Source organism: Chryseobacterium tongliaonense (genome assembly GCF_041224435.1).
Lineage (GTDB): Bacteria > Bacteroidota > Bacteroidia > Flavobacteriales > Weeksellaceae > Chryseobacterium > Chryseobacterium tongliaoense.
Genome location: NZ_JBGFFD010000002.1, coordinates 517,242 through 544,218 on the forward strand (window position 1 = coordinate 517,242; position 26,977 = coordinate 544,218).

The following is a 26,977-nucleotide window of genomic DNA, read 5'->3' on the forward strand; positions in this document are numbered from 1 at the left end:
GTCTGAAGGTATTATCATGTTGTTAACGTACACAGAAATAATATAGAAACTATATACAGTAGACTTTGACGAATTTTCGTTGAAGTCTTTTTTTTATCCTTATATGCTCAAACTGAAAAATAAATTGCAAATGTTTAACAAAAAAATACAAATAAAAACCGTTTCGAAAAAAACACTGGGTGACCTGCAAACCCCAATGACGATTTACCTGCAGATCAGAGACAAATTCAGAGATACTATTCTTCTGGAAAGCTCGGATTCCAAAAATATTGATAATAACTTTTCTTTTATTGCCATCAATGCCATCGCAGGGATTGAAATTAAAAATCTCAAGGAATTTGAAATTAAACTTCCCGGACAAGAACCAACCAAACAATTCATCACCGATCATACCATCACAGATGTCCTGCAAGAATTCTCAGATGTTTTTGAGTGTGAAAAAACCAATGACCCGATAGAAGAAACGGCACAAAGCCTTTTTGGTTATACCAGCTTTGAAGCCATTCAGTTTTTTGAAAACATCAGTTTCAAAGCTCAGAGCCCGGAAGTTGAAATTCCGATCCTCAGATACAGATTGTACCAGTATGTTATTGCTATCAATCATTATAACGATGAAATGCACATCATTGAAAACCAGATTGAGGGAGTGAAATCAGAGCTTTATTCACTGGAAAATTTACTGAAAAATAAAAATTCCGTGGTCTACCCTTTTGAGAAAACCGGTCAGGAAACCTCCAATATTACGGATGAAGAATATTTAGATCTCGTAAAAACCGCTCAGAAGCATTGTATGCGCGGTGATGTTTTCCAGCTTGTGCTAAGCAGAAGGTTTCAACAGAAATTTCAGGGAGATGAATTCAATGTATACCGTGCCTTAAGAAATATCAATCCTTCTCCCTATTTATTCTTTTTTGATTACGGAAATTACAAACTTTTCGGCTCCAGCCCTGAGAGCCAGTTGATCATAAAAGATAATAAGGCGATTATCCACCCTATTGCCGGCACATTTAAAAGAACAGGCCATTTTGAAACTGATTTACAATCTATTGAAGAATTAAAAAATGATCCTAAAGAAAACGCAGAACACACAATGCTCGTAGACCTGGCAAGAAATGACCTTGGAAAGCTCGGAAAAAATGTAACCGTGACCAAGCTGAAAGAAATCCAGCTTTTCTCCCATGTCATCCATATGGTAAGTGAAGTTACCGCAGACTTACCGGAAAACACCAAACCTTTTGAAATGGTTGCCACTACCTTCCCGCAAGGAACTTTAAGCGGAGCTCCCAAACATAAGGCATTACAATTAATCAATCAGTATGAAAAAGATTCCCGCGGCTATTATGGCGGCTGTATCGGCATCATCGGATTAAACGGAAGCTGTAACCAAGCCATTATGATCAGGACCTTTTTAAGCAAAAACAATACACTTTATTACCAGGCAGGCGCAGGATTGGTTGCAAAATCAATTCCCGAAAATGAATTACAGGAAGTCAACAATAAATTAAATGCGCTTAAAAAAGCGGTAGAAAAAGCAACTAAAATCGGTTATTAGTTTGACAGGCCGTTTTTGTAATCAACAACATTAGAAAATAAGAAAATGAACAATAATAAATTACCTGATACTCAAAGCTCACAAATTCAGACTAAAGTTTTAGTTTTTGATAATTACGACAGCTTCACGTATAACCTGGTTCAGATTATCGAAAGAATCCTGAATGAAAAAGTAGATGTGGTAAGAAATGATAAAATCACTCTGGAAGAAATCAATATTTACGATAAAATCATTCTTTCCCCAGGTCCCGGAATTCCTGAAGAAGCCGGAATTTTATTAGACCTGATCAAAGAATATGCTCCCACGAAAAGTATTCTGGGCGTTTGTCTGGGTCAACAGGCTATTGCCGAGGCTTTTGGAGGAAGCTTAATCAATCTTTCCGAAATTTTCCATGGGGTAGCTACCTCTGCCGAAATTGTAAAAAGCGACACCAAACTTTTCAAAGACCTGTCTTCAGGCCTGGAAGTAGGAAGATACCATAGCTGGGCAGTCAATCCGGAAGATTTCCCGGAAGAACTTGAAATCACCGCTGTAGACAAGGACGGAATGATCATGGCGCTGCAGCACAAAACCTATGATGTACACGGCGTTCAGTTCCATCCTGAAAGTATTCTGACCCCGGAAGGAGAAACAATCATTAAAAACTTTCTTTTCAATTGAACGCTATAGAAATTCCCTCAACTGTAAAACCACCACAAATGAAAGAAATATTACAATACCTTTTCAATCATTATACTTTATCTAAATCTGAGGCCAAAGCGATTATGATTGAGATTGCCCAGAATAAATTCAATACGACTGAAGTTACCGCTTTCATCAGTATTTTCCTGATGCGCAATATTACCCTTAATGAACTGGAAGGTTTCAGAGAAGCTCTTTTACAAATGGCTGTTCCTGTAAACTTACCTACAGATAATGCAATGGATATTGTAGGAACCGGAGGCGATGGTAAGAATACCATCAATATTTCAACACTGGCAAGTTTCGTTGTTGCCGGGGCCGGACAAAAAGTAACCAAGCATGGAAATTACGGAGCATCAGCGATTACAGGTTCTTCCAACGTTATGGAAGAGCTCGGTTATTTCTTTAAAAACAATTCTGATCAGCTGAATGAAGAACTGGAAAAGGCTAATATCTGCTTTTTACACGCTCCATATTTTCATCCGGCCCTGCAATCGGTCGGAGCTTTACGGAAAGCTTTAGGATTAAGAACTTTTTTTAATCTACTTGGACCCCTGGTAAATCCGGCAAAACCCCGTTTTTCAATGATCGGAGTTTATAATCTCGAGATTGCAAGGATCTACCAGTATCTTCTGCAAAAAGATCAGCGGGAATTTATTCTGGTTCATGGTTTAGATGGTTATGACGAAATCAGCCTGACCCATGAAACTAAAATCATGACCAAAAAAGGAGAAGAAATTTATTCAGCTGAAGCTTTAGGTTTTGACGTGGTAACCCCGGAAAGCATACAGTCTGGTAATACGGCAAAAGAATCGGCAAAAATTTTCAGAAATATTCTGGAAGGCAAAGGTACGGAGCAACAAAACTCAGTGGTTCTGGCTAATGCTTCCGTAGCATTATATCATACTGATCAGTTCGGAAGCTATGATGACTGTCTGTTATTAGCCCAGGAAAGCCTGCACAGCGGAAAGGCATTGAAAAGCCTGGAATTGCTGTTGAAATAAGTTAAGGGTTGAAAGTTTAGAGCCCATCTGTTCGGGTTGTTAAATTGGTAAACTGTTACACTGATAGACTGTTACATTGATACATTAATAAGCATATGACAATATTAGATAAAATAATAACAAGAAAAAAAGAGGAAATTGCTTTTTCAAAATCGAAAATTTCAACCGGCCAGCTGAAAGACTCAGCGTTTTTTGGAAATGCCGGGATTTCTTTAAAGGAATCTGTTAAAAATAAAAGCGGAATTATTGCTGAATTTAAAAGACAGTCGCCATCAAAAGGAATCATCAATGATCAGGTTACACCGCTTGAAGTAGTTTCAGCTTATGAAAAACTCGGAGCCGGCGGAATTTCAATTTTAACCGATAAAGATTTTTTCGGAGGTTCTTTTAATGATATTTTAAATGTCAGAAATCAGATCCAAATTCCTATACTCCGGAAAGATTTTATAATTGATGAATACCAGTTCTACGAGGCAAAAAGTATAGGCGCTGACGTTGTTTTATTGATTGCAGCCTGCCTTTCTCCATCACAGGTAAAAGAATTCACTGCATTAGCCCATGAACTGGGAATGGAAGTTTTGCTGGAAATCCATACGGAGGAAGAATTGGAACATTATTATTCTGAAATTGATCTGGTTGGGATTAACAACAGAAATTTAAAGGATTTTAAGGTTGATTTGCAGCATTCTGTGCAACTGAAAAATTTGCTTCCGAAAGATTGTTTATCTATTGCCGAAAGCGGAATCTACACACTCGAAGATTTTAATTATTTAAAAGAAAAAGGATTTGACGGATTCCTGATGGGTGAGTTTTTCATGAAAAATCCTGATCCGGCTAAAGCATTTGAAGAGTTTATGATTAATTTGAAAATGTAGCAATCCAATAATGTAACAATGTATCAGTTTACCAATGTACCAATCAATTTTAATAATCTGTAGTAAATGGACTCTAAACTCTCAACCCTCAACTCTCAACTATTAAAGGTCTGTGGTTTGACAAACCTTGATCAGATCAAAGAGCTGATTTTCCTCGATATTGATTTTCTGGGTTTTATCTTCTATGAAAAATCACCAAGATATGTTCTGAATCATTTAAGTTTAGAAGACATTTCAACTATCGATCATCAGGGTAAGGTGGGCGTTTTTGTTAACGAAGATCTCAATAAAATTATTGAAATCACCCAGAAAGCAGATCTGAATTTTGTCCAGCTTCACGGTGATGAAAATGAAGATTTTATTACCGAATTAAGAGAAAAACTCGATCCTAAAACCGGAATTATAAAAGTAATCAGAGTCGGAGGCCAAAAACCGGAAAAAACTATCAACCATCAACTATCTACTATCAACTATCTCCTTTTTGACACCGATTCAAAAGCCTTCGGCGGAACAGGAAAACAGTTTGACTGGAATATTTTAAATGAACTGGAAATTCCGTTACCTTATTTTTTAAGCGGTGGAATTTCAGAGGGAAATATAGAAAATATTGAGATTCTGAAACAAAAACCTTTTGCATTGGATATCAATTCAAAATTTGAAACTGAACCGGGAATAAAGGATATAGAAAAAATTAAAAGATTTAAAAGTCTTGTTAAAGGGAGTCCCGAAGGGACGACTTAACAAAACCGGCTCGATTCAGATAATACAGCCTATTTAATACAATAACAAAAAATACTATGAATTATAAAAATCCCGATGAAAACGGATATTACGGAGAGTTCGGAGGTGCTTTCATCCCGGAAATGCTCTATCCGAATGTGGAAGAATTACAGAAAAATTATCTGGACATTATAGCTTCTGAAGATTTTCAGAATGAATATCAGGATCTGCTTAAAAATTACGTCGGTCGCGCTACCCCACTTTATTTTGCTAAAAATTTAAGTCGGAAATACCACACCAATATTTACCTGAAAAGAGAAGACCTCAACCATACGGGAGCCCATAAAATCAATAATGCACTCGGACAGGTTTTACTGGCAAAACGCTTGGGAAAAACACGGATTATTGCAGAAACGGGAGCCGGACAACATGGTGTGGCAACAGCTACTGCGTGTGCATTACTCGGTTTGGAATGTATTGTTTACATGGGTGAAATTGATATCCGAAGACAGGCGCCTAATGTTGCAAGAATGAAAATGCTGGGAGCAGAAGTCATTGCTGCAACTTCAGGTTCAAAAACTCTGAAAGATGCCGTTAATGAAGCTTTAAGAGACTGGATCAATAATCCTGTAACCACTCATTATGTGATCGGAAGTGTGGTTGGTCCGCACCCTTTCCCGGATCTGGTGGCAAGGTTTCAGAGCATTATCTCTAAAGAAATCAAAGAGCAGCTGAACGAAAAGATCGGAAGAGAAAATCCCGATTACGTCATTGCATGTGTAGGTGGCGGAAGCAATGCAGCAGGAACTTTCTATCATTTTGTTGATGAAGAGAATGTAAAAATCATTGCAGCAGAAGCCGGTGGTTTAGGCGTAGAATCAGGGAAATCGGCAGCCACAACTTTCCTCGGAACTCTGGGTGTTTTACACGGAAGTAAAAGTCTTGTAATGCAAACCGCAGACGGCCAGGTGATCGAACCCCACTCTATTTCCGCGGGATTGGATTATCCGGGAATAGGGCCATTCCATGCCAATCTGTTCAAAGAAAAAAGAGCCGAATTTTTCAGCATTAATGATGATGAAGCTTTGAAATCCGCTTTTGAATTAACCAAACTGGAAGGCATTATTCCTGCGTTGGAAAGCTCACACGCTCTCGCCGTTTTAGACAAAAAGAAATTCAGCGAGGATGAAACCGTAGTCATCTGCTTAAGCGGACGTGGGGATAAGGATATGGAAACTTATTTAGCCAATTTGTAAAATGTAAAAAGTATTCATGTAAAATGATTTTAAAATACATTAATACATTTTACATGATACATTAATACAAAAAAAGTATGAAAAAACTCAACATCTACTTCACCGCAGGAATCCCGCAATTGGAAGATACTGCCGATATTATAAAACTTATTCAGGATTCAGGAGCCGATATGATGGAAATCGGGATGCCTTATTCCGATCCTGTGGCAGACGGCCCCGTGATTCAACAGGCTCATGAGCTTGCTTTAAAAAACGGAATGACCATTGAAAAGCTCCTTTCCCAGCTAAAATCAATCAGAAATGAAATCAGAATTCCGATTATTCTGATGGGCTACATCAATCCCGTTTTAAGTTTCGGCTTTGAAAATTTTTGTGCAGCATGCTCGGAAAGTGGAGTTTCAGGATTAATTATTCCTGATCTTCCGCCTATTGAATTCGAAAAAAACTATAGGAAAATTTTAGAAAAATACAATCTCAATTTTACGTTCCTGATCACTCCGGAAACTTCAGATGAGAGAATTCTGTATCTGGATTCTTTAAGTTCAGGATTTCTATATGCCGTAAGCTCCTCATCCACCACAGGAAATCAAAATGCAGTTTTAAAAAATGAAGACTACCTTTCCAGGATAGCTTCTCTCCCGCTTCAAAACCCGGTGATGATCGGTTTCGGAATAAAGTCTAAAGAAGATTTCGAAAATGTGACTGAAAAAGCCGACGGTGGAATTATCGGAACGGCCTTTGTCAACATCCTTCTGCAAAATAAAGATTGGAAGAATAAAGCCATAGATTTTATAAATTCCGTAAAAGGGTAAAATTCACTAAATTTGTACATCAATAAATGGTATGAAATCTCGATTCCATATGGCCATTTAAAAGAAAATAGATACCAACAGATGAATACAAATCAAAATAAAGTAGTAGAATTTGAAGATTTAGGCATAAAAGAATATCAGCCTTCCTGGGATTATCAGGAGCAACTGATGAAAGATATTATTGATACCAAAATTAAAAACCGCGACTTACCTGCAGAGCAGCATACAATCACTCCGAATCATTTTCTTTTAGTAGAGCACCCTCACGTTTATACATTAGGGAAAAGTGGACATGAAGAAAATATGCTCGCGGGGATTGATAAATTAAAGGAAATTGATGCCACTTTCGTAAAGGTAAACCGTGGCGGAGACATTACTTATCACGGTTACGGACAGATTGTAGGCTATCCTATTTTAGATCTTGAAAATTTCTTTACAGATATTCATTTGTATATGCGGAACCTGGAAGAGGTAATCATCAGGACTATTGCCGAATACGGACTGAAAGGTGAACGTTCTCAGGGTGAAACCGGAGTCTGGCTGGATGTGGGAAAACCTTATGCCCGGAAAATCTGTGCAATGGGAGTAAAAGCTTCCCGTTGGGTAACCCTGCATGGTTTTGCATTGAATGTAAATACGGATATGCGGTATTTTGAATACATTGTGCCTTGCGGGATCAAAGACAAACAGGTGACTTCTTTAAAAAGAGAGCTCGAAAGAGATTTAACTCCTGAAGAAGTAGAAGATATTAAAGCAAAGATCAGAAAACATTTTGTGGATGTTTTTGGGGCTGAACTTGTGAGTAAATAGTTAACATTGTGAATAATAATCATATCGAGTTGGAGCCTGGAATTGAAAGGAAAATTAAAATTTCTTTCCTCATTTTCTTTACAAGTATTATAGCTCTTATTTTTATCTACGATTATTTTTATGGTGAAAAAAATGTAAAAAGACAGTTATTATCTATGGAAAACCATGTAAAGGTCGTAGATATTTACAATAATAGAGAGCAACATAACTTTTTATATGTAAAATACTCCAATGGAAAAAGAGAAGCTCTAGACTTTAATTATAAAGTTGGTGACTCTATTTCGAAAAATAAAGGTGATTCTGTTGAATACATTTTCAGAAACAAAAAAGTAATTAAAAATAACTTGTTTGAAAGGTATAGAAAATATCACAAATAAAATATTTAAATAAATATTGCTCAGAATCTATGCAGACAAAAAACCGGAAAAACATAACCGCTAAATTTTTTGTTTTAATCGTATTTCTTTCAATCTCCTATTCTTATGGGCAATATAAAGATGATTATATTGGGAAAATTGACAGCCTCATTAAAGTAAAAAGTCCAAGACCATTCAACGGTGCTGTTTTAATTACCAAAAACGGGAAAAATAAATACTTTAAAGCATCCGGTTTTGAAAACAGCAGGACTAAAGCACCTTTAAAAACCGATGATCAGTTCGAAATCATGTCAAATACTAAACAGATTACAACTGTTTTACTTTTGAAAGAAGTTGAAAAAGGAAAAGTTAATTTGCAAACCCCGGTAAAAAAATACCTGCCTTTTTTAACGCAGCCTTGGGCAGATTCTGTTACTGTACATCAGTTACTGAATCATACTCACGGAATTTCAGATATTGATAAGCCCTTACTTTTTAAGCCGGGAACAGATTTCAAATATGGGAATCTCTCCAATATCCTTTTAGGAAAAATTATTGAGACTGTTTCCCACAAGCCTTATGCTCAAGTGGCAAATGAGCTGTTCCGGAAGCTTAACATGAAGAATACGTTTTGTTTTTCAAAAACTGATAGGCGAAATCTTGTGTATGGGCATATGAATAAAGACAATACATTCACTCCTGTCGAAGAATCTTTCATTAATGATGAAAATTTACCGGCAGACGGCGTGATTACCACTGCTGCAGACCTTTCGGTATGGAATGATCAACTTCATAAAGGAAAAATTTTAAGTTCGGAAAGTTACAGATTAATGACAACAGCTTCGGCACAATCACAGCATGACGTCTTTGGAAAAGATAAAATGGGTTACGGATATAATATCAGAATTGTAAAAGATCATGGAATCAGATATTTCGGACATACTGGTTTGGGAGACGGTTTCGCTTCTCTAAATGTTTATATTCCGGATTCCGATGTAAGCATTATCGTTCTGGAAAACCAGATGAATGAAGACAGCAGCCTGTATTATTATTTTGAAACTCTAATTAAAGATGTTGTATTGAAAAGCAGTTTGATCAGCAACAAACATTAATAGCTATTTAAAATCAATTGATACATAAAAAACCCCACCGTTCATGCGATGGGGCTTTATTTTAAATTATCCGATCACAGAAATTCCGGCATCTACTCTGAGCTCTGCACCATGAATATAAGAAGCTTCATCAGACGCCAGAAAAAGTACCGCATTGGCAATTTCCGACGGCTCACCCTGCCTTTTAAAAGGAATGGTGGGGATGATATTCTGAACGGCTTCATCTATCTGTTCCGGGTTCAGACCTGTATTGTTAAAAATATTTGTTTTGATGTGTCCCGGACTTATACCATTTACGCGAATTCTTCTCTCCGTCAGTTCGGTGGCAAAAGTTTTGATGAAAGACTGTACCGCCGATTTCGCCGCTGAATATATCGAAAAATTAGGCATTGATATTTCTGTGGCTACAGAAGTATTAAAAATAACCGAGCTCCCGTTTTTCATTAAGGGCAATATTTGCTGAACCGTAAAGAAAGGACCTTTTACCAGCATATTGAACAGCTCATCAAAAAGGAATTCATCAATATTCTCAATAGGTGCAAATTTCCCGTAGCCGGCATTGGCGAAAAGAAGATCAATGGTTTCGGTATATTTTTTCACTTCCTGTTGTAAATTCATCAGGTCGTTTATATTTCCCGCATCGGAAACAATTCCGAAAGCTCTCTCACCCAACTTTTCCATTGCCCTGGTTACCGTTTCTTCACTTCTTCCTGTGATGACTGCGCTGCCGCCTTCGTTAATAAACTGTTGGGCAGTTGCGAAGCCCATTCCGTTTGTTCCGCCTGTGATCAGGGCAAATTTGTCTTTAAATCTCTGCATTGTTTTTGGTTTAAAATTCTATGACAAAGATTGGGACTTTCCGCTTCTGAAAAAATCCGAAACTTGCGGAGTTTAATTGAATAATTGATTTTATCTAAAATGTATTTTTTAAAATTTAATTGTGTACAATTTAATTTTATCATACCTTTGTCCTGTTAATTTATTCAAGAAACCGAATGCATCGGTTCTGAAAAATTTATACCATTAATAATAAATAAAAAACAATGTCATTAATAGAAGATTTAAAATGGAGACATGCTGTAAAAGCATATGATCCGTCAAAAAAAGTTTCAGAGGAGGATTTAAATACAATTTTAGAAGCAGCCAGATTAGCTCCTACTTCATCAGGACTTCAGCCATTCCGTATTATCGTTGTGGAAAATCAGGAATTAAAAGAAAAAATGGTTGAAGGTGCCCTGAATCCTGAAGTGATGAGAGACAGCTCACATGTTCTGGTTTTTGCAGCATGGGACAGCTATTCTAATGAAAAAATCGATCAGGTATATGATCTGCACACAGATGTAAGAGATTTACCTAGAGGCCGTTTCAGCAGCTATACAGATAAAATAAAGTCTATTTATGGAGCTCAGACTCCGGATGAACATTTCGCCCATACCGCACGCCAGACTTATATTTCTTTGGGAATGGCTTTGGCTCAGGCTGCTGAATTGAAAATCGACAGTACTCCTGCCGAAGGTTTCAGTAATCAGGTGGTTGATGAAATCCTAGGATTGAAAGATTTAGGATTAAAAAGTGTAAGCCTTTTATATCTTGGTTACAGAGATGAAGAAAAAGACTGGATGTCTTCCATGAAGAAAGTGCGTATTCCGATGGAAGAATTCACAATCAGAAAATAATTTAGTCTAAAGGCTCAGTCCTTAATCGTTATGGAAAATTCAGAATCTTTAAAATTAGGCAATCAGATCTGCTTCCCTTTATATGCTATCGCAAAGGAAATCACCGGATTATACCGTCCGTTTCTTGATGAGCTGGATATTACGTATCCTCAATATCTTGTGATGATGATATTATGGGAAAAGGACGGATTTACCGTTAATCATATCGGCGAAGAACTCTTCCTCGACAGCGGAACTCTGACCCCACTTCTGAAAAGACTGGAAAATAAAGGTTTTATCATCCGCAAACGGAAAAAAGAAGATGAAAGAGTGGTTCAGATATTCCTGACTGAAACCGGAAAAGCATTAAAACAGAAAGCCTGTGATGTTCCGGCAAAAATCCTGGAAAAGATAAATGTTCCGATAGAGGATTTATTGGAGCTTAAAACATCAATTCATAAAATTTTAAACAAAATAGAAAAATAAACAGTATGAAAACATTGTATACAACCAGCGTTACCGCAAAAGGCGGAAGAAACGGACAGGTAAAAAGTGAAAACGGAGTTCTGGATATCGAAGTAAGAATGCCTAAAGCCCTGGGTGGTGCCAATGATGATTTCGCCAATCCTGAAATGCTTTTTGCAGCAGGATATTCAGCTTGTTTTGACAGTGCCTTGAACAGAGTTATCAGTTTAACGAAAACCCAAACGGGTGAAACAACCGTAACCGCTCAGGTAAGCATCGGACAGATTGAAAACGGTGGATTCGGATTGGCTGTTGAGCTGGATGTGAATATTCCGGGGGTTTCTATTGAGGAAGCGCAGTCACTGACCGATCAGGCACATCAGATTTGTCCTTACTCAAATGCAACAAGAAATAATATTGAGGTTAAACTTTCGGTGACCAACAACGGTTAAGATTATTTTCTATCAACATCATTTATAATGAAAGAGGCTGTTTATAGATTAAACAGCCTCTTTTTTATCTTTTGTTGTAATCGCTTTTCTGATAAGCATCTACTTTTTTATAAGAGTCATTTTTCTCTTTTTCTTTTTTATCCGAAATGAGGATTCCGAAAAGATGGTCTATCTCATGCTGGAAAATGACGGCCGTAAAACCTTCCACAATTTCTGAATATTTCTGTCCCTTCAGATCAACATATTCCAACTGAATAACTTTACTTCTGTAAAACTGATCTCTGAATTCCGGGATTGATAAATCTCCTTCAGGACCTAAATTCTGTAAATCTGATCTCCAGACAATGACAGGATTGATGAAATATTCCAGCGGATTTCCTTCTTTATCGAAACGCTGAACCCAGATTATTTTCCTGTTGATTCCGACTTGCGGTGCTGCGATTCCTACTCCGCCATCTGTTGAAAGGAGTGATTCTTTCATTCTTTTCACCAAAATTGCAGTATTTGAATCAGTGGGATTGACTTCTGATGAAAGGCTCAGCAGAGTTTTATGCTGATTCGAATCTGTCGTCTGATAAATAGGTAAAGCAGTATTGATATCGCCCTGCCTGATGATTGACAATTCGTTTGAAGTCAAATTCTGAGCATTGATTAAACCTATAAAAAAGACCAGGAGAAAAGATATTTTTTTCATTTTTGTTGAATGTTGTACAAAGATAAAAATTGTCATTTAAAAATCCGGCTGCTCTTATGGCTCTTATGGCTAAAGCCAGTGGATTTTCTTTCATTAAAAAACGGGTTAAAGCCCGTTTGAATATCATTTATAAAGTCCTGTAAGCTTAATAAGTCTTCGTCATATCCGCCGGAATAATAAGATTAAAATCTGTTGGGATATAATCTTTTTCAGGAATTTTCAGTTCAGGGTTTTCAGATTCAAAAACGGAGATCACTGCCATTTTAAGATTCGGGTTTTTCTGCTTGATATACCAGTAAATTCCGCCGAATTCTTTACTGTGGTAGTTTCCGTTATAATGGATAAAGGTTTTCCCGGCCTGAATATTTTTCAAAATAGATTCGGCCATCGTTGCATCTTTTGTCGCCTGTGCTGAGATAAAATTCATCACTTTCGTTCCTTCGGCATGCTCTCCCATCATCGCTTTCATTTCGGGATATCCCGGAGTATCCAGCGTTACTGTTATCGGTAATTGAGCAATATAAGATTTTTCTTTTTCGCTCAGTTTATTCAAAGATTCCAATCCTTCCTTTGCGGTTTGTGAAGCATATTTCCTCGGAATATTGGTTGCAATGAAATTCAGTTTTTTATTTTTGGCAAAATCGACCAAAGGTTTGTAGTCGGTTGTAAAATTATTCCACAGACGCGCTGAGTCTTTCAGTGTTTTTGCATCCAATTTTCCGCTTAAATACTGGTTTAGCTGAGATTGGTTGTCTCTTTCAAACATTTCAGCACCTAAAATAAGCTGACCGTTTTTCTTTTCATACAGAGCCTCTGTGATTTTCAGCTGTAACCAGTGATTGATAGAGCTGTTATGATTCTCTCCGATGAAAACGACATCGTAAGCAGCCAGTTCTTTAACCAGCTTATCGGTTTTAACAGCTTTTCCTTTTTGATTGTAAAATTGATATGCTTTAAAATTTTGAGCATCCATCAACCCAAAACCTATCATCAATACCGCTATGAAAATATTTTTCATTTTATTTTATTTAAACATAAATTATTTATTGAAACACAAATTACACTAATGGTTTGCACAAATATCGCAATTATTACGGCTTATCTTAAACTACAAAAGTCTTTAAAAGATTTTAAAATTCAGTCATATCAAAACAGAACCTCATCTTCATCACAATTTTACGATTTTACAGTTCAGTAATTTCGCCTTCTTGCCTTTTTGCCTTTTCATAAAAAAGCCGCCTTGAATTACAAAAAACAAAACGGCTTCATTCAAATTATCTAACTATTTATTTTTCCAGTTCTGCTACAAGGTCTTTCCATGCCTGCAGCTCAGGAATTCCCGGTTTTCTTTTTCCGAAGAACTGAACGATAAAATCTCCTTCTTTATTGAATACTTCAATAGCCGTTACTTCTCCGTCTTCAGTAGGTTTTTTAACGATCCAGGCTTCTGCGATTTTCGTTACATCCAGATGTAAATTGAAGTCAGGATCCATTACATTAAACCACTGCTGATGCCAAAGTGTTTTCTTCACTTCTCCGGTGTGAATCTGGATAATCCCTCTGTTTCCTACGAATACCATGATCGGAAGGCTCTTTTCAGAAGCATCTTCCAGGATATTGACAACTTTAGCGTTATCAATTTTTTTAGCAAATCCTTCAGGAGCCAATCTTAAGGCCTGGGTTCTGCTTACCCCGAATTTTCTTGTCATCATGAAGAAATCGTGGGTGTCTTTTAATTCTGTCCATGCTTTTTTAAAACCTTTTGCATCGATTTCAGAATCTGCTTTTTCCGCAGGTTTCGGAGCAACAGCTTCAAATTCAAAAGCCTGGTTCTGATCTTCTGCCTTGAATTTTTCAACAATAGCATCAAAAGCTTCTGCATTGCTGTCTTTTGTCAGATAGATCTTGTGAAGAGCCAAACCGTCTTTTCCGAAGAACTGAAGGCTCTTTTTATCTCCTTCTACTACTGCGAATGCAAATTTCCATGAATTAAGGAAAATTCTAAGATCGATATCTTCCCCTACGAAAAGCTGTGCATGAGGACTGCTGAAATCTCCGTTCAGATAAGTTCCTTTTCTTTCATGCACACATTCGTCGTTACGGGTAAGAGCCATTACTTTTCCTAATTGCTCAACGTCTGTTAAAATATTTTGAAACTCCGGTTTTAGGATAGTTACTCCCTCACCGATGTTTGTTACCAATAATTCAGCTTCGCTTACACCCAGTTGTACAGCAGCATTTCTTATTCTCAAATGTGGATTTTCAACTTTCAAAGCGTCCCACTTTTCTTTTAGATCGTTAACTAATGTGCTCATTTTGTTACTTATTTTTTTATCGTTAAAACTGTATAAATTCTTTTTATTTTTTCGTCCCCTATTTTACTGGTTACTTCTTCTTCCTTTTCAGAAATTTTCATTCTTTTAAAATAGCTCCGGGCAATGATTTCCTCCATTTCTTTGTTGCTGTATAAAGTGAAATTATACTGTGTAAAAGGAAGCTTTTCCATGAATTCCCTTTGTGCGAAAGTGAGAACAAAAGTTCCGCTATCTTTCAGGGTTCTATGGATTTCATTTAAAAAATCAACCGGTTTTTCCCAGAAATAAACGGTATTGACTGTAAATATTTTATCAAATATCTTATCTCCGAAAGGAAGCTTCTGACCTTCATAGCAAATAAATTCAGCCTGGTTTTCAAATTCTTTGTTTATTTTTCGGGCTTCATGATGCATGGTTTCGGAAATATCGATTCCTGTGTATTTAATATTTTCAGCTTTATTTAAAATACTTTTCACATGTGCTGCGTTTCCATGCCCGATTTCAAGGATTTGCTCATCGTCTTCAATCAGGAGGGTCCTGATGCTTTCCAGGGTCATCCCTATGTTGGTAGCGTTCATCATCTCAGCTATCTCAATACCTTTTTCTCCCTGAGGATTGGCAAGATTCTGAGCAAGGATCTTTAATTCATCTTTTTCCATGGTTATCCGAAAATGATCATTGGGTTATTGGTAATCGGGTGATCGCAAATGGTGCACGGAAAATTATACGCCTGAGTGATCGTTTCGGCAGTAAAAACTTCCTGCGGTGTTCCATAAGCTGAAACCCGTCCTGATTTCATTAATAAAATTTTATCTGCATATTGTGCCGCCAGATTAAGGTCATGTAAAACAACGATAGCAGAATTGGCTTTTTTAGTGAAATTTTTTATTATTTCTAGTGCTTTATACTGATGTTTTACATCCAGATTATTCAAAGGTTCATCCAGAAAAAGCAGTTTATGGGCAATATCATTTTGCAGCTGCGCCATGACGCGGGAAAGATGTACCCTTTGTTTTTCTCCGCCGGACAAGGTATTGTATTCTCTGTCTTTTAAGTGGAAAACATCGGTTTCATACATCATGTTATTCATTGCTTCGAGGTCGTCTTTTCTCGGCTGTGCATCGAAATACGGATATCTTCCCATCATGACAACGTCTTTCACTTCTAAAGGGATATCATTGCTGTTGTGCTGGGAAAATTTAGCTTTATGCCGGGATAATTCTCTTACTTCCCATTCACTGATCGGTTTATCTTTGAATAAAATCTTTTGCGTCCCGGATTTCACTTCATTTGCCAGAATACTCAACAGACTGGATTTTCCGGCGCCGTTCGGTCCTACAATAGCCAGAAACTCACCGTATTCCAAAGAGACATCCACTCCGTCGAGAATATGAAAATCCCGATGTAAATAACTGATATGATGTGCCTTTATCATTGAAGTGATTTTTTAAATTTAATTAAAATGGCAATAAAAATCGGCCCTCCAATCAGCGAGGTCAAAATACCGATCGGCAATTCTGATGGTGCCACAATACTCCTGCTGAATGTATCGGCAATCAGGAGCAAAATACTTCCGCAAACCGCTGACAATGGTAAAATGAAGGTATAATCTGATTTAAATAAAAGCCTTAAAATATAAGGTACAATAAGGCCTACAAAACCAATCGTCCCTGAAAATGCAACACAGGTTCCTACCATTAAGGAAGTGACAATCACAATTTGCTTTTTCAGTGTTTCAACGTTTATTCCTAAATGCTGAGCATCTTTCTCGCCCAGCATCATCGCATTCAACGCTTTTCCCTTCGGAAGCAGAACAAGGTAAGAAATAATCAAGACGATTATTAAAACAATATTTTTTGTCCAGGTTGCAGCCGCAAGACTTCCCATATTCCAGAAGGTAAGATCTCTTAACTGCTCATCTTTTGAGATATAAATCAGGAATCCCGTAATTGAAAAACCGATTGATGTGATGGCAACACCGCTTAACAGCATCATAACCACATTGGTTTTCCCGCCACTTGTAGAAATCCTGTACACCAGCATCATTGCGATTAAAGCTCCCAGAAAAGCTGAAATACCTACCAATGAAAACTGTACCATCTCAGGAAGGTATTGCTTGAAATGCCCTCCTAAAACAATTGCAATTGCAGCAAGTAATGTCGCTCCCGAAGTTAAACCTATCGATTCTCCCGTCGCCAGGGGATTTTTAAATAGCCCCTGCAAACTGGTTCCTGAAACGGCAAGCATACTTCCGATTAAAATTGCCATAATAACCCTGGATGTACGCACTTCCCAGATTACATATTTGTCACTCAGAGATAAATCGGGGTCTCCTTTTATTACTTTTCCTAAAACTTCAAACGCGGATTTACCACCAAAGTCGTAAACCCCGGTATTAAGTGACCATACTGCTATGATTGCAAGCAGTATGGTACTTATAGCAAAATAAAAGTATAATTTACTTTGTGTTCTCAATTAATAATTTATTTAATCCTACTGCAGCCTCTCCTAATCTTGGTCCGAAACCTGAAACCAGACCTCCGTCCATCGCGATGATCTTCTTATTTTTTCCGGCGTTGGTCTGGGCAACACCCGGCATTTTAAGAGCGCCTTCGTTTCCGCCGGCACCCTGCAGACCTGTTGTAAAGAAGAACAATACATCAGGATTAGCCTTTACTACCGCTTCCGGGGTTAAAGGTTTGAAATCTTCAAAATCAGTCACTGCGTTTTCACCTCCTGCAAGATCTATCAATGCAGCCATTGGTGTATTTTTCCCTGATACCATCAGCATATTTCCTCTGGCGTAGATGAATAATACTTTCGGTTTTTTAGCGATCGGCTGGATTTGCTTTAAATCAGCATCGATTTTATCATTCAATTTCTGATAATCTGTGTTTCCGACAGCTTTTGCTACCTGTTCGATCAGTTTTTTAGCTCCTTCTACTGAATATTCCTGTTTGAAAATCTCGGCTTTAATTCCTGAAGAATTAATTTTCCCCAATAATTCCGGGTTGATATCTTTATCAGAACCCAGGATCAGGGTAGGATTCAGTGCCATAATCGGTTCGATGGTCATTGATCTTACGTGTCCCAAATCTTTAGCCGTAGCTTTTAATGTTTCAGGATAAGTGCTGGTAACGTCTGTACCCACGATTTCTTTTTCGTGACCTAGCGCGCTTACGATTTCTGTAATTCCGCCGCTCAGGGTAACGATTTTATTGTTGCTTTCCGGAGCTTCAGAAGAAACTTCCGTTGTGTTTTCTTTTTTAGCACCTTCTTCTTTTTTGCAAGAATATACTGCGACAAGCACAGAAGCTGCAAGGATGAATTTTTTCATGATATCCTATTATTTGATTATTTATAAAGGTTCAAATTCAAAATTGGTGTATCCGCGTTCACCGGCATCATTCTTCATTCTGTTAAACCTGAGCTTAAAGTAGAATCCTTCTGCATCCCTGAGAACAAAGAAACGATCTGTGTAGACAAAAGCACTTGAAGTACTGTTATTACCTGTGGTGGTACGCCATTTATCTCCGATAGCCCTCTGGTCATTAAAAATAAATTTCGCCGGGTCTACATCATTGAGTTTAAAGGCATTGTACGCCTGATCAAGATTGCTTGAAACAGTCACCTGATAAGCTCCTACACCATTGGCCATATTGGTTACAATAAAATCTGCATAAAAATAACTGCCTGCACTTGCACCATTCTGGAATACTTCATTGGTAAAGCTTGTAAAGCACAGATCCCATTTTTTCTTCGTCGGTTGTATGGTTACCTGCTGGTTATTCTGCATGCTAAAGAAATTGAAAGTATAATCTGTATTTTTTGTGATGATATATTCTTTATGATTGGTATCATTAAGATCCGCATATTTGATTTTATATCCGTTAGTTGCTCTTACGATCTGCACTTTTTTCCAGCCTCTTGTATCTCCTGCTAATAATATGGAACCGGGTGCGACCGTAGCTCCGTCAGCCGGAAGTGCTCTTCCCATATTCACAAGGTAGATCGGATTTTCGGAATCATTTTCCTTGATTTCCTGAATACCTGTGGTTTGTGTTAAAAAATTACCGTCCGGGTTATCGATATACTGCATATTGGCAGGATCAAATGTTCCCATCTGAACAATTCCCAGAAGGTTGTTGACATCGTTTTGCTTTACATTATCAATATTGATGGCACCGGGAATTTTCGCTACTGCCATTGCGATAGAACCATTGATAATGACACGATATTCATCTCCGCTGTAAAACCCCAAATCCCAGTCGGTTCTTTTATTCACAACCGGATTTTCATAATCACTTAAGTCTATCCACAACTGATTAGGCTGTGTAGGGCCTCCTACACCGGCGTTTACTTCTGAACCGGTCATTGGAGCAACCGTCACCGGATCATCATCTGCTGAAAGGCAGGATTGTAAAGCAACAACCAGAACAAGGGATAATATCTTTAAATATTTCATAATGATAGTTTTTAGAATTGATACATTAATCTTGCAAAATAACTTCTGCCGTAAAACAGATTCAGGCGGTCCGAAGCTGCATTGTGACCGCTTGCTGCCGTAACAGTACTGTTAACTGTGGTAACATCAAATATATTTTTAACGCCCACTGAAAGCTCAAAACGGTCTTTCCAGAATGGCTGGCTTACAATAAAATCCATCATATGGAATTCATCTGTTTTACCAAGCTGAAAGCCTTCACCTGTATTGACGTAGTTTCTTGCCTGACCCGTATACTTATAATAAAGCGCAAAAGCGGTGTTTATATCTTTTAACTTATAAGTTGCTGAAGCCCCTGCCTGAACATTGTACTGAAAATCTGTAGGAGAAGTAAAGTCAAGCTCGCTCATTGAAACGGAAATTTCGTTCAGTGAAGCTCTGACACCGAAAGTAAACTGATCTTTACTGAAATCGGCATTTGCTGAAAATAAAAGACTTCTGTATTTATTTAAATTCATGTATTTATAAGTAGAAGCTCCTATCCTTACCATTTCTATCCTGTCATCCACATCCAGATATAAAGCATTTATTCCATATCCGATGCGCCAGTCATTTCCGGTTCTGAAATTCTGGTCCCAGAATACCCCTGCTGAATATCCTTTTTCAGGTGACAAATCGGGATCTCCCTGAATGTCATGGTTAACGTTTACCATATAAGTAAACAGTTCTTCATAGGTAGGAAAACGGTTGGCAGTTCCGAAAACGCCTCTTAAATTGGAATTATCCGATGTTTTTAACCTTGCGGAAAGTGAGTAATTAAATTGATTTTCAAACCGGTCACTTACTGAAAATCTGGCTCCGGGCCTTAAAGAAAACCGATCTGAAATATTCCATTCTGCAGAAAGGAAATTGGAATAGGTGAAGATATTTCTTTTTACATTTTCACTGTTAAATTCACCGGCAATCAGAGCTGCATAGCCACTTGTATGGTCTAATTCATAGCCTAACTGAAAATCAAATTTCTTATTATCAAGGAAATTACTGAACAGCCCTCTTGAATAAATAACATCTGTTTTATAGTAAGAATTTTCCTGGTTCTTTTCTCTTACAGAGCGGTTAGGAATATCATAATTATAGTCAAAATATTTCCGGTCCTGGTTCTGGTAAGAAAAATCTCCCATGTAACGAATATGCCCCAAACTGGTCTGGATATTAAACTGATGAATCCATCTTTCCGTATTATATTCTCTGTCAATACTTTCATAGGTAACACCACCCACACCGTCATTAAGCGGTTTTCTGGACACTACCGGATTATAAAAATTGAATTTTTCGTGTAAGTAGGAAAGCTTATAAAAGAAGGACGTTTTATTTTTGGTATACTTTAATAAGGCTGAAGCATCGTACTGGTCTTTCGGGTTCCATTCATTCCCTCTGGTTTTCTCTACATCATCCCCGAAGTACTTATATCCTTCCCGGTTGCCTTCATAGCCCATAAACTGGTTATGGTTGAAGCTGATATTCGCAAACCAATTGTTGCTGATATTATAGTCTGCACTTACATTCTGAATATGTCTTCCTTTTCCCTTCTTGCGCAGATCGTAGTCGTTTCTTACAGTCTCTTCCTGCAGAGAAGCTCTTACGCTTACTTTTTTAGAATTATTCTTTTTGGTAATAATATTGATGACACCTGCGAGTGCGCCATTGCCATATTCAACTCCCATACTTCCCCGTACAATTTCGATTCTTTCAATATTGTTCAGGCTTAGCTTGGTAAGGTCTATATTGCTTCCCAATCCCGTATCTCCTACAACCGGTATATTATCTATTAAAACTTTAACGTAATCTCCGCCCAGTCCCATAATATTAGCGGTAGAATTCCCGGAGTCCGTATCGGGTGTGATCTGTATATTAAGACTTTGATTTAAAACTTCTGCAACATTCGTAGCTGCCATGCTTTTAATCTTTTGGGCATCGATCACCTCAACCTTATAGATGGATTTATTAATTGACTGTTGGGTATACTGTCCTGTAATAACAACCTCTTCTATTTTCTTCTGATTAAGAGAATCTTTTTCCTGTGCATTTATCCAGAGTACAGTGGATAAGGATAGAATGGAAAGCACTTTCTTCTTCATAAAGGCAAAAAATTTTTGACAAATATAGTCGTTTATTTAGAATAATTAAAAATAAAATTATACTTTTGTAGAATAATTCTAAATAAAAATAACATAAATACCTTTAACAGATTATGAAAACAAAGCTACTTTTGGCCTCTTTGCTTTCTCTAAGCATACAGCAAACTATTTTAGCTCAGACCGATGCTTTTGGTTACACAACAGTAAATATGACGATGGGGCCTGCTTATCAAAACCGTGTATTCTTTGATTTATCTGCCAACACTACAGTATCTCAGGCAGCAGATAACTGGGACATTGCATTTTACAGAAACAGCGCAATGGATAAGGGGATCAGAATTAATGATGCCAAAACAGCAACGGTTTACCAGACTTCCAGCACACCTGCAGATTTCGATACGGTAAATCCGTCTCAAAAAGCAACATGGGGAAACCCGCTTTATAATCCGGATCAGACAACGCGCATCCAGGACGGAGCTTTTGATTCATCCACTCTTTTACCGGCAGGACCGTTCAATTTCGGATGGGGAAACTATGATATAGCAACGCATAAAGTTGTCGGCCAGGTTGTTTTTGTTATCGATTATGGGAATGAAAACTATTACAAATTCTTCATTAATGAATTTTCAGCCGGATATACTTTCAAATATGCAAAATGGAACGGAACATCATGGGATGCTACGCAAACAAAGACTGTAGCCAACGGATCTGATGATGCTTATTTTAATTATTTCTCTTTCACGACAGGAGATAAAGTTCCCAACCTTGAGCCTGCAAAAGCTGACTGGGACCTGATGTTTACAAGATACTGGACAGATTATACTTATCCTGGAGGATCAATGATGTATAAAATGGCGGGAGTCATTCAGAATCCTTCTGTTACCATCGCAAAAGTACAACCCGAAACCCAGGCAACCGCTGCTGCTACTCTTCCTGCATCAGGAACTTTTTCCGCTAAAATTACAGCCATAGGCCACTCCTGGAAACCTACATCAGGGGTTTATACTGACGTGGTATATTATATAAAACAGGGATCAGACTATTACAGAATGTATTTCACTTCAAATGAAGGCACCACTACAGGTAATATGTATTTCAAATACAAAAACATCACTTCAACATTAGGAGTAAAAGAGGTTGGCCAGAAAGCTTCTTTCGGTATTTATCCTAACCCTACTACTGCTGATAAAAAAGTAACGGTTTTATTTGATGTAAAAGAAAAGGCTTCTAATAAAGGAAATGTAGAAGTATATGATCTTACCGGTAAAAAAGTATACAATACCGAACTTACCAACCAGACAGGCTTCTACAAACAGGACTTAAATCTATCTCATCTTACTTCAGGAACTTACCTGGTGAAAATCACTTACGGTGGCAACACTGAAACTAAGAAGCTGATTGTAAAATAATTTAAGATAACTATATACTATTTACACTTATTGTTTGCTTTTCAATGATCGGTTTTTACATCGCAAAGAAAATTATGCATCGGACCTATTTAAGATGAGTAAAGTTTTTTAATCTATAAAATAGATTTCAAAAAAAAGCTTCATTGCAACTCTGCTGTTTTTCTTTGCTTTTCTTAAAATATAGCAGTCGGATTTTAAAAGTTCTGCGTTAATAAAAAATAATGAGCGTAAAATAGTATATAGCGACCTAATCTAAATTTTAATACTTTCTATTTTTTCTAAAAAAGGCTGCCTACGGATTGTAAGCAGCCTTTTACATGTAAATAAAATTTCTCCTTAGTAAATTTTAAATCCCTTATAAACCTGGGCAGAGCTTTCCATAATTCTGGAAGCATCCTTACGAAAATCGAGAAGATGATCCTGCCCGTTGTGGCTGTTGTGATGTTCCACACTTTCCCATAATTCGATCAGAAAAAATGTCCCTTTATTATCTTTATCTTCTATAAGATCATATTGCAGACATCCGGCTTCTTTTCTCGTTTCTTTTACCAGATTTTGAAATAATTCAACCGCTTCCATCAGATAATTTTCATTAAACTTAAAAAGCGCAATTATATGTAAATTCATGTACTGTTATTTAGGATGTAAAAGTAAATTATTTTCAAAACCGAATTGTTTTTTATCCGTCTTATTTTTCCACAATAAACAGAAAAATTTAATTGAATATTGATTTATAAATAGTTATCAGACTCATCACAATGACCAGGGTTCCGATGATAAAAAACATCTTTTTTACCGGAAGTCTGGCCGTAAGCATGGCAGAAAACGGAGCCGTAATAATTCCGCCGATTAAAAGGCCCAGAATAATATGCCAGTGCTGAATCCCCAATGTGAAAAAGAAGGTAACTGCTGCCGTTAAGGTTAAAATAAATTTAGCGACGGTAGAACTTCCCACTGCAAATCTCGGAGTAAATGCATTTTTAATTAAAGTTCCCGTTACCAAAGGGCCCCATCCTCCACCTGCAAATGAATCAATAAAACCTCCGATCACTCCTAATCTTGTCAGATTGGTTTTCCTTTTCAAAGCCTTACTTTGTTTCGCTTTAAAGGCATTTGAAAAAATCTGTATTCCAAGGTATAAAGTATAGAAAGCTATAATGGTTTTGGTTACTTTAGCATAATACTCACCCAGATAAGTCAGGCATAAAGCCCCGATAACAGCACCTATAATCGCAGGAATTGCCAGTTTTTTAACCAGGCTTTTGCTTACATTTTTAAGCTGAATATGGCTTATGCTTCCCGCTGCTGTTGTAAAGCTCTCCGCGGAATGAATACTTGCACTGACAATATGTGGCGGAATATTAAGAAACAAAAGAGTGGTGGTACAGATTACGCCATATCCCATTCCCATTGATCCGGCTACGATTTCAACCAGGAAACCTACCAGAAGCATCCAGTAAAAGATGTAATTATCTTTGGCCAGAACCGTAAAAAGCTCATCCAGATAACCTAATTCGTACATTGAGAAAACCGTAATAAAAACAATCGCCAGTGTTATAAAAAACACATTGAGCCTTATCTGAATCTTTCTTGAAATTACCATATTATACACATATTATGGCTTCAATACTGGATAATTGATCCGTTTGAAGTAGTGCAAATATCCAATAAAATATTTATCCTACCAAACAAGTAGACTAATTATTCAAAAAAAGGGATCTGATCAATCGACCAGATCCATTAATGTTTTTCTTTCTAAAATATTTAAGGAAGCATCTCTTACCTCGATCAGAACATCATGTAAGCCACAATGATCTTCATTGCAGTCATCACATTTCTCATAAAAATTTAAACTTACACACGGTAAAAGTGCAATAGGACCGTTAACGAGACGAATAATCTTTGCCAGCTTCACATTCTCCGGATTTTCTTTAAAAAAATATCCACCACCCTTTCCTTTTTTACTGTCGAGGATGTCTGCTTTTTTCAGCTCAAGCAGAATATTTTCTAAAAATTTCAAAGGAATTCGCTTATGTTCCGCAATTTCGGAAATAAGAATCGGGCCTTCATTTCTTTTTTCTACAAGATATGAAAGCGCTTTAAAAGCATATTGAGATTTTTTTGACAGCATTACAGCAAATTTAAGAAAATTGTTTTAAATGGGAGAAACCGGAATTAACCACAAATAACACAAATTAAATTATACAAATATCCACAAATAAAAAAGCTTTATAAAGTCTACTTGCCACACGTTATTCGTAATACACCTGAATTTACGATTTTGCAGTTTTACCTTTTTGCTATTTTGCAGTTTCACAGTTTTACGATTTCGCAGTTTTGCCTTTTCGCCTTTTTGCCCTTTTACGATATTGCTATTCTCCCCTCAAATCCTTAAGTTTGTTCTATGTTCAGTAAACAAGAAGCACAGCAGTTAAAAAAGGAGTTTTGGACGGCTTTTGGAAAGTCTTTTCCCAGAAAATGGATTATGTACGACACCAAAATCAAGGATGTTGCTTTCAAATTCTATGCAGATAATAAAAAGGCTGAAGTTTCCCTGGATATAGAAATGAAAGATGAGATTTTCAGGAATGCTTATTATGAAAAGATCTGGTCTTTGGAGGATATTTTAAAAGACTTCATCGGAGATTTTCAAAAAGAAGAACATTTTACTCTGGAAAACGGAAAACTGATCAGTAAAATCTGGATAGAAAAGCACAATGTCTCTATTTTCAATAAAAATACCTGGCAGGAAATTTTCGAATTCTTTGTAGAAAAAATGGATGGCTTTGAGAGGTTTTACTATGAGTATGAAGATTTTATAAAGGATATTTAGATCAAAAATTATTTTAAGTAATCTTACAGAGTTATTTTATGAATCGAGAAACAGCTCAATATATTATTACCTATTTTTCCAACTTATTAACAAGTGATGAGAGAATGGCCATTAAACACTCGTCATCAATTTACAAACTTGAATACTCAAAAAGTGTCAATATTGAAAATCTTAAAAGAATTTATAAGGAAAAGGGTTGGCTAACTTCTGACTCATCAGTTTTAGATTTACTTAAAGATGGATATGAAAATTTTGAATTGCTGGTCGCCAATAGAATTTTAAGCCAGAATCCGGATAAAATATTCTTTAATACTTGCCCAAAATGTAATAAATTATGCAGAACACCTTATGCAAGACAATGTCGCTATTGTTCATATAAATGGCACCACATAATCGTTGCCCGGTTTAAACTCAATAGCTCTTTTCAGATAAAAGAAAGGCAATTTTTTCTTTTAGGAGAAATAATACAAGGGGAAATTAAAGTAGGACAATTTATGGATCTTACCCTATTAGGATTAAATAAAAAACCAAAAATTGAATCTATTGAATTTGCTTTTAAACAGCTGGAAGGAAAAAAATGGGAAGAAATAGGATTAAGAACCAGTGAGCTCACAGAAGAAGATAAGGAATATTTGAAAAGTATAGGTTCTTTTGGAACACCATTTGACATAATAGTAAATAACAATATTTAATTTCATTAATAATTATACAAATGGTTTCTATTTTTATTTATTACTTTTTGTCAAATGACAAATGCCATACAACCAGGTTTGACTAACTTGCTATCATGAAAGAATTATTCGATTTTATTTTAAGGTTTGGGAATCTGAACCAGCAACAGATCGACTTTATCGCAAGCAAAGCAACCGAAGTAGATCTTACAAAAGACAGCTACTTTTCTGAAGCCGGAAAAATAGCCAGACAGGTAGGCTTTGTTGTGGACGGAATTTTACGGGTTTGCTACTACGACAATAAAGGAGAAGAAATCACCAAATACTTTATCGAAGAAAACAACCTGGTTGTAGATCTTGAAAGTTTTGATAATGAAATTTGTTCCAGCACCTATGTGGAGGCCGTTACAGATTGTAAGCTCATTGTTTTTTCAAGAAAAGACTGGCTGGAGCTTTTACAGACCATTGTCGGCTGGGAAGCCATTGTACATAAAATCATTTCACGGGCATTGATTCAGAAAGTAGAAAGAAGAAGCCCGCTGGTTTCGGAAGATGCTACAACACGCTATCTGAAATTCCTTGAGATCTACCCTACTGTAGTCAACCGTATTCCGCTTTCTTATATTGCTTCTTATCTGGGCGTTACCCAATCTTCATTGAGCAGGATCAGGAAAAATATAAGGTAGAAGCTAGAGGTTAGAAGTTAGATTGAGGGCTTTATGG

The 26,977-nt window shown here is 37.0% G+C and carries 30 protein-coding genes; 17 read left to right on the forward strand and 13 right to left on the reverse strand.

Going from position 1 to position 26,977, the window contains the following annotated elements:
* Nucleotides 1-130 precede the first annotated feature (130 nt).
* The 10 genes from AB8P06_RS06535 (at nucleotide 131) to AB8P06_RS06580 (ending at nucleotide 9,178) form a co-directional block, all read left to right on the forward strand.
* Nucleotides 131-1,552 carry an anthranilate synthase component I family protein gene (locus AB8P06_RS06535; RefSeq protein ID WP_369839540.1) on the forward strand — a complete coding sequence of 474 codons (1,422 nt, stop codon included), beginning with the start codon at nucleotides 131-133 and terminating at the stop codon, nucleotides 1,550-1,552.
* 45 nt (nucleotides 1,553-1,597) lie between these two features.
* Nucleotides 1,598-2,212 carry an anthranilate synthase component II gene (locus tag AB8P06_RS06540; protein ID WP_369839543.1) on the forward strand — a complete coding sequence of 205 codons (615 nt, stop codon included), beginning with the start codon at nucleotides 1,598-1,600 and terminating at the stop codon, nucleotides 2,210-2,212.
* A 38-nt stretch (nucleotides 2,213-2,250) separates the two neighbouring features.
* Nucleotides 2,251-3,237, forward strand: coding sequence for an anthranilate phosphoribosyltransferase (trpD, locus tag AB8P06_RS06545; protein ID WP_369839546.1), 987 nt, complete (start codon nucleotides 2,251-2,253; stop codon nucleotides 3,235-3,237).
* Between the two features lie 95 nt (nucleotides 3,238-3,332).
* Complete coding sequence (trpC, locus tag AB8P06_RS06550) at nucleotides 3,333-4,112, forward strand: indole-3-glycerol phosphate synthase TrpC (RefSeq protein ID WP_369839548.1); 780 nt, start codon at nucleotides 3,333-3,335, stop codon at nucleotides 4,110-4,112.
* 66 nt (nucleotides 4,113-4,178) lie between these two features.
* The gene (locus tag AB8P06_RS06555; RefSeq protein WP_369839551.1) at nucleotides 4,179-4,853 is read left to right on the forward strand and encodes a phosphoribosylanthranilate isomerase; all 675 of its coding nucleotides are present in this window, start codon (nucleotides 4,179-4,181) and stop codon (nucleotides 4,851-4,853) included.
* A gap of 56 nt (nucleotides 4,854-4,909) precedes the next feature.
* A complete protein-coding gene (gene trpB, locus AB8P06_RS06560) occupies nucleotides 4,910-6,088 on the forward strand; it encodes a tryptophan synthase subunit beta (RefSeq protein ID WP_369839553.1) in 1,179 nt (392 codons plus the stop codon).
* Nucleotides 6,089-6,165: 77 nt separating this feature from the next.
* Nucleotides 6,166-6,900, forward strand: coding sequence for a tryptophan synthase subunit alpha (gene trpA, locus AB8P06_RS06565; RefSeq protein WP_369839556.1), 735 nt, complete (start codon nucleotides 6,166-6,168; stop codon nucleotides 6,898-6,900).
* Nucleotides 6,901-6,981: 81 nt separating this feature from the next.
* On the forward strand, nucleotides 6,982-7,710 hold the full coding sequence (lipB, locus tag AB8P06_RS06570) for a lipoyl(octanoyl) transferase LipB (protein WP_369839558.1): 729 nt from the start codon (nucleotides 6,982-6,984) through the stop codon (nucleotides 7,708-7,710).
* A gap of 8 nt (nucleotides 7,711-7,718) precedes the next feature.
* The gene (locus tag AB8P06_RS06575; RefSeq protein ID WP_369839561.1) at nucleotides 7,719-8,087 is read left to right on the forward strand and encodes a hypothetical protein; all 369 of its coding nucleotides are present in this window, start codon (nucleotides 7,719-7,721) and stop codon (nucleotides 8,085-8,087) included.
* A gap of 29 nt (nucleotides 8,088-8,116) precedes the next feature.
* Complete coding sequence (locus AB8P06_RS06580) at nucleotides 8,117-9,178, forward strand: serine hydrolase domain-containing protein (protein ID WP_369839564.1); 1,062 nt, start codon at nucleotides 8,117-8,119, stop codon at nucleotides 9,176-9,178.
* Nucleotides 9,179-9,244: 66 nt separating this feature from the next.
* On the opposite strand, the gene AB8P06_RS06585 is transcribed toward AB8P06_RS06580, so the two are convergent.
* Nucleotides 9,245-9,997, reverse strand: a complete 753-nt coding sequence (locus AB8P06_RS06585) for an SDR family oxidoreductase (protein ID WP_369839566.1) — start codon at nucleotides 9,995-9,997, stop codon at nucleotides 9,245-9,247.
* Nucleotides 9,998-10,221: 224 nt separating this feature from the next.
* On the opposite strand from AB8P06_RS06585, the gene AB8P06_RS06590 reads away from it, so the two are divergent.
* From AB8P06_RS06590 to AB8P06_RS06600, 3 genes are read left to right on the forward strand one after another with little or no spacing between them, the layout of a single operon-like run.
* A complete protein-coding gene (locus AB8P06_RS06590) occupies nucleotides 10,222-10,854 on the forward strand; it encodes an NAD(P)H-dependent oxidoreductase (RefSeq protein WP_369839569.1) in 633 nt (210 codons plus the stop codon).
* Between the two features lie 30 nt (nucleotides 10,855-10,884).
* Nucleotides 10,885-11,319, forward strand: coding sequence for a MarR family winged helix-turn-helix transcriptional regulator (locus AB8P06_RS06595; protein ID WP_369839572.1), 435 nt, complete (start codon nucleotides 10,885-10,887; stop codon nucleotides 11,317-11,319).
* Between the two features lie 5 nt (nucleotides 11,320-11,324).
* Nucleotides 11,325-11,750 (forward strand): organic hydroperoxide resistance protein, encoded by a 426-nt coding sequence (locus AB8P06_RS06600; RefSeq protein ID WP_369839575.1) that lies wholly within the window; start codon nucleotides 11,325-11,327, stop codon nucleotides 11,748-11,750.
* A 64-nt stretch (nucleotides 11,751-11,814) separates the two neighbouring features.
* Here the strand turns inward: AB8P06_RS06600 and AB8P06_RS06605 are convergent, their stop codons facing one another.
* The 9 genes from AB8P06_RS06605 to AB8P06_RS06645 all read right to left on the reverse strand — a co-directional run bounded on the left by AB8P06_RS06605 (nucleotide 11,815) and on the right by AB8P06_RS06645 (nucleotide 21,341).
* On the reverse strand, nucleotides 11,815-12,444 hold the full coding sequence (locus AB8P06_RS06605) for a peptide deformylase (protein WP_369839577.1): 630 nt from the start codon (nucleotides 12,442-12,444) through the stop codon (nucleotides 11,815-11,817).
* A gap of 145 nt (nucleotides 12,445-12,589) precedes the next feature.
* A complete protein-coding gene (locus tag AB8P06_RS06610) occupies nucleotides 12,590-13,462 on the reverse strand; it encodes a ChaN family lipoprotein (RefSeq protein ID WP_369839580.1) in 873 nt (290 codons plus the stop codon).
* Nucleotides 13,463-13,730: 268 nt separating this feature from the next.
* Nucleotides 13,731-14,759, reverse strand: a complete 1,029-nt coding sequence (locus tag AB8P06_RS06615) for a hemin-degrading factor (RefSeq protein ID WP_369839583.1) — start codon at nucleotides 14,757-14,759, stop codon at nucleotides 13,731-13,733.
* 8 nt (nucleotides 14,760-14,767) lie between these two features.
* The gene (locus tag AB8P06_RS06620) at nucleotides 14,768-15,418 is read right to left on the reverse strand and encodes a class I SAM-dependent methyltransferase (RefSeq protein ID WP_369839585.1); all 651 of its coding nucleotides are present in this window, start codon (nucleotides 15,416-15,418) and stop codon (nucleotides 14,768-14,770) included.
* Between the two features lie 2 nt (nucleotides 15,419-15,420).
* On the reverse strand, nucleotides 15,421-16,194 hold the full coding sequence (locus AB8P06_RS06625) for a heme ABC transporter ATP-binding protein (RefSeq protein WP_369839588.1): 774 nt from the start codon (nucleotides 16,192-16,194) through the stop codon (nucleotides 15,421-15,423).
* Entirely contained in the window at nucleotides 16,191-17,234 is a 1,044-nt protein-coding gene (locus tag AB8P06_RS06630) for a FecCD family ABC transporter permease (RefSeq protein ID WP_369839590.1), read from the reverse strand. Before AB8P06_RS06630 ends, AB8P06_RS06625 begins: the two co-directional genes overlap by 4 nt.
* Nucleotides 17,218-18,096: a heme/hemin ABC transporter substrate-binding protein gene (locus AB8P06_RS06635; protein ID WP_369839593.1), complete on the reverse strand. Its 879-nt coding sequence runs from the start codon at nucleotides 18,094-18,096 to the stop codon at nucleotides 17,218-17,220. The genes AB8P06_RS06630 and AB8P06_RS06635 overlap by 17 nt, the downstream gene beginning before the upstream one ends.
* 21 nt (nucleotides 18,097-18,117) lie before the next feature.
* Nucleotides 18,118-19,224, reverse strand: coding sequence for an HmuY family protein (locus AB8P06_RS06640; protein ID WP_369839596.1), 1,107 nt, complete (start codon nucleotides 19,222-19,224; stop codon nucleotides 18,118-18,120).
* Between the two features lie 11 nt (nucleotides 19,225-19,235).
* Nucleotides 19,236-21,341 carry a TonB-dependent receptor plug domain-containing protein gene (locus AB8P06_RS06645; protein WP_369839598.1) on the reverse strand — a complete coding sequence of 702 codons (2,106 nt, stop codon included), beginning with the start codon at nucleotides 21,339-21,341 and terminating at the stop codon, nucleotides 19,236-19,238.
* Between the two features lie 113 nt (nucleotides 21,342-21,454).
* Here AB8P06_RS06645 and AB8P06_RS06650 point away from each other — a divergent pair, with 113 nt between their 5' ends.
* Nucleotides 21,455-22,750 carry a T9SS type A sorting domain-containing protein gene (locus tag AB8P06_RS06650; protein ID WP_369839601.1) on the forward strand — a complete coding sequence of 432 codons (1,296 nt, stop codon included), beginning with the start codon at nucleotides 21,455-21,457 and terminating at the stop codon, nucleotides 22,748-22,750.
* Nucleotides 22,751-23,086: 336 nt separating this feature from the next.
* Here AB8P06_RS06650 and AB8P06_RS06655 read toward each other — a convergent pair whose 3' ends face one another.
* From AB8P06_RS06655 to AB8P06_RS06665, 3 genes are all read right to left on the reverse strand, one after another.
* Nucleotides 23,087-23,377, reverse strand: coding sequence for a putative quinol monooxygenase (locus AB8P06_RS06655; RefSeq protein WP_007845258.1), 291 nt, complete (start codon nucleotides 23,375-23,377; stop codon nucleotides 23,087-23,089).
* 88 nt (nucleotides 23,378-23,465) lie between these two features.
* Nucleotides 23,466-24,353, reverse strand: coding sequence for a sulfite exporter TauE/SafE family protein (locus AB8P06_RS06660; RefSeq protein WP_369839604.1), 888 nt, complete (start codon nucleotides 24,351-24,353; stop codon nucleotides 23,466-23,468).
* Between the two features lie 120 nt (nucleotides 24,354-24,473).
* The gene (locus tag AB8P06_RS06665; protein ID WP_007845261.1) at nucleotides 24,474-24,881 is read right to left on the reverse strand and encodes an RrF2 family transcriptional regulator; all 408 of its coding nucleotides are present in this window, start codon (nucleotides 24,879-24,881) and stop codon (nucleotides 24,474-24,476) included.
* A 273-nt stretch (nucleotides 24,882-25,154) separates the two neighbouring features.
* Between AB8P06_RS06665 and AB8P06_RS06670 the strand changes: the two genes are divergently transcribed.
* From AB8P06_RS06670 to AB8P06_RS06680, 3 genes are all read left to right on the forward strand, one after another.
* Complete coding sequence (locus AB8P06_RS06670; protein ID WP_369839608.1) at nucleotides 25,155-25,583, forward strand: DUF4268 domain-containing protein; 429 nt, start codon at nucleotides 25,155-25,157, stop codon at nucleotides 25,581-25,583.
* A 38-nt stretch (nucleotides 25,584-25,621) separates the two neighbouring features.
* Nucleotides 25,622-26,275, forward strand: a complete 654-nt coding sequence (locus AB8P06_RS06675) for a hypothetical protein (RefSeq protein WP_369839610.1) — start codon at nucleotides 25,622-25,624, stop codon at nucleotides 26,273-26,275.
* Nucleotides 26,276-26,370: 95 nt separating this feature from the next.
* Nucleotides 26,371-26,940 (forward strand): Crp/Fnr family transcriptional regulator, encoded by a 570-nt coding sequence (locus AB8P06_RS06680; RefSeq protein WP_369839613.1) that lies wholly within the window; start codon nucleotides 26,371-26,373, stop codon nucleotides 26,938-26,940.
* The last annotated feature ends 37 nt before the right edge of the window (nucleotides 26,941-26,977 follow it).